This is a genomic window from Mycobacterium sp. (genome assembly GCF_052145595.1).
Taxonomy (GTDB): Bacteria; Actinomycetota; Actinomycetes; order Mycobacteriales; family Mycobacteriaceae; genus Mycobacterium.
Genome location: NZ_JBKQOI010000244.1, coordinates 1 through 3,025, shown reverse-complemented (window position 1 = coordinate 3,025; position 3,025 = coordinate 1). Strand labels below are relative to the sequence as shown.

Here is a 3,025-nt window from a genome sequence, read left to right as displayed (position 1 = left end):
CAATGGAGTTCTTCCAACAGGCTCTGATCTCCGACGTTGCCGATATCCAGGGCGGCACCACGTCGGAAGGCGTTCACCTCGCGGCAATGGCCGGCAGCGTCGACCTCATGCAGCGTTGCTTTACCGGCCTGGAAACCCGCGCCGACCGCATCATCCTCTCCCCGCACTGGCCGGAAACACTCGGCGAGTTGGCCGTGCCGATCCACTACCGCGGTCTGCACCTGCACCTGCGGGTCAGCGGCAGGGGCGTGATCATCAGCGTGGATCCGCGGGGTGCCGGCGGAATCGACGTGGAATGCCATGGTCAGGTCAAGCGGCTGACTCCCGGCAGCACTGTCGAATTCGTCGGCTGACCGTTGCTATACGGACGAAAAGGAAGAGAGCCATGACCGCGACCGTCGGCCTGGACCGGGACACCCTGGACATGATGTTGGACTCATTGGACGAGTTCGTCGCCGCGAACCTCCCGGACGAGCGCCTGCTGGAACTCGACCATGAGGACATCTGTCCGGAGGAAACCATCCGTGCGATGTGCGGTGAGGACCTCGGCGTGCACCTGGTGTTCATCCCCGAGGAGTACGGGGGGCTGGGCGGCGGGGCGTTCGACTCGTATCGGGTTTGTGAACGACTTGCGCGCATCGACATCGGGGTCGCGACCTCGGTGTTCGCCACGTTTCTCGGTACCGACCCGATCCTGATCGGCGCGACCTCCGAGCAGCGCAAGGAGTGGCTGGGGCGCATCGCCGAGGAGGGCATCCTGTTCGCCTACGGCGCGACTGAGCCCGAGGCGGGTAGCGACTTGGGCGCCATGAAGACGACGGCCACTCCGGTCGAGACCGACGGGCAGGTGACCGCATATCGGATCACCGGGCGTAAGCAGTGGATCAGCAACGGCTCGATCGCCGACGTCTACTCGATTCTGGCACTGGCCCCCGGCGGCCCGTCCTGGTTCATCGTGGAGAAGGACACCGCAGGCTTCTCGGCGGCGCCACCGGAGGACAAGCACGGTATCCGGCTGTCGAACACCGCCGCACTGTTTCTCGATGACGTGGTGGTACCGGCTGAGAATCTCGTGGGCCGCGAGGAGGGCCGCGGCCTCATCCAGGCCCAGCAGGTCTTTGGCTACACCCGGGTGATGGTCGCCGCGTTCGGCCTTGGCGGTGGTTGGGGTGCCCTCGACCGCGCGATCGCCTACTCCGCCAACCGGGTGCAGGGCGGCGCGCCGCTAGCGAACAAGCAGGGCTTCACGCACAAGCTGATCGTGCCGCACGCGGTGCGACTGGAAGCCGCACGAGCTTTCCTGGAGGAGACCGCGACACGCATCGACGCCGGCGAGGGCGAGGGTGGCGCGCTCAACACCGAGGGGGCAATCGCCAAGTACTTGGCGACCGAGGCCGGCAACGCGGCAGCCGAAGCGGCAATCCAAGCGCACGGCGGATACGGCTACACCCGAGATTACATGGTGGAAAAGATCAAGCGCGATGTCCGGATCACCATGATCTACGAGGGGACCTCAGAGATCCTGGAGATGACGATCGCCCGCGACCGGTGGCAGCAGCACCTCAAGACATCCGGCGCCTACTACCGCGACATGGCGTGCGAGCTCGCCGATGTTGCCGACGACTGCGGCGGCCCGACGGCCGCGCTGGCACAGGAGTGCCTGGCTGCGGTGCTGGAGGCCTGCCGGGTGGGTCGGCTGACCAGAAATCAGCACGTTCTGCTGCGGCTGGGCGAACTGACCGCCTACGCGGAATGCGCGGGCGCGCTGGCCCGCCGCGCCGCGGCGGCTGCCGCCAACGAATTGCCGGAAAAGGCCGACACCCGCTTCACGCCCGCGGCGCTGGCCGCCGTCAGCCGAGTGTTTGCCCGAGAGGCCGCGTTGAAGGTCGCCGAAGAGGGCTTGCGATGGGTGTCCGGGGCGGGTACGGGGGCGGATCTGGCCGCAAACCTGCCACTCGACCGGGTGCGGGCCGCGCAGTTCGGTCTGCTCGCTGACATGAACCTGGTGGCGGATGCGCTTTACGGACGGGAGGCCTGAGCAGCATGACGATCCGATTGTCAGAGCCGATTGCGGTGGTCGGTGTCAGCGCGATCATGCCTGACGCGCCAGACGCGGCCACGTTCTGGGCCAATGTCAAGGCGGGCCGCTACAGCATCAGCGACGTGCCGCCCGAGCGGTGGGACCCCGAGTTGTACTACGACCCCGACCCACACGCGCCGGACAAGACGTACTCGCGTATCGGTGGATGGGTCCGCGACTTTGCCTGGGAGCCACTGACGTGGAAGCTGCCGATCCCGCCGACGGTCAGCACGCAGATGGACGGCGGGCAAATGTGGGCGGTCGCGGGCACCCGTTCGGCGCTGCTCGACGCCGGCTGGCCGGACTGGACAGTAGACCCGGAGCGAGTCGCCGTCATCATCGGCAGCGCGATCGGCGGCGACAAGCAGCACCGCAGCAACCTGCGGATCCAGTTTCCCGCGTTCGCACGCGAACTGAGCGCCGCCCCGTCGTTCGCCGCGCTGCCGACGGAGGTGCGCGACGCCGTGCTCGCCGAGACCCACGCGTCGTTTGTCGCCGGGTGCGACGAGATCACCGAAGACACCATGCCCGGAGAACTGGCGAACATAACAGCCGGCCGGGTGGCGAACCTGTTCAACTTCCGCGGCCCGAACTTCACCACCGACGCAGCGTGCGCGTCGGGGCTGGCCGCCATGTCGGCCGCGGTGCGCGGGTTGCAAGCCGGCGACTTCGATGCCGCGATCACGGGCGGCGTCGACCGCAACATGGACCCAGCGGCTTTCGTGAAGTTCTGCAAGATCGGCGCGCTCTCGGCGACCGGCACGCGCCCGTTCGACGCCGGCGCCGACGGTTTCGTGATGGGCGAGGGCGCCGCGTTGTTCGTCTTCAAGCGACTGTCCGACGCCGAGCGCGACGGTGACCGGATCTACGCGGTGCTGCTCGGCCTCGCCGGCTCCAGCGACGGCCGCGGCAAGGGTATTACGGCACCCAACCCGGTCGGGCAGC

3 protein-coding genes are annotated in these 3,025 nt (G+C 67.7%); all 3 read left to right on the top strand.

Features of this window, described 5'->3' with window-relative positions:
• On the top strand, positions 1–353 hold a 353-nt coding region (locus tag ACLP4W_RS21435; protein WP_442389401.1), incomplete at its 5' end, for a glycosyl hydrolase family 65 protein.
• 32 nt (positions 354–385) lie between these two features.
• Positions 386–2,038 carry an acyl-CoA dehydrogenase family protein gene (locus tag ACLP4W_RS21430; protein ID WP_442389399.1) on the top strand — a complete coding sequence of 551 codons (1,653 nt, stop codon included), beginning with the start codon at positions 386–388 and terminating at the stop codon, positions 2,036–2,038.
• Between the two features lie 5 nt (positions 2,039–2,043).
• Positions 2,044–3,025: polyketide synthase (locus tag ACLP4W_RS21425; protein WP_442389397.1), on the top strand; the 982-nt coding region annotated here is incomplete at its 3' end.

What these genes read in the sequence shown, in the direction of transcription:
- ACLP4W_RS21430 (WP_442389399.1), top strand. Translation starts at nt 386, where the DNA reads ATGACCGCGACCGTCGGCCTGGACCGGGACACCCTGGACATGATGTTG.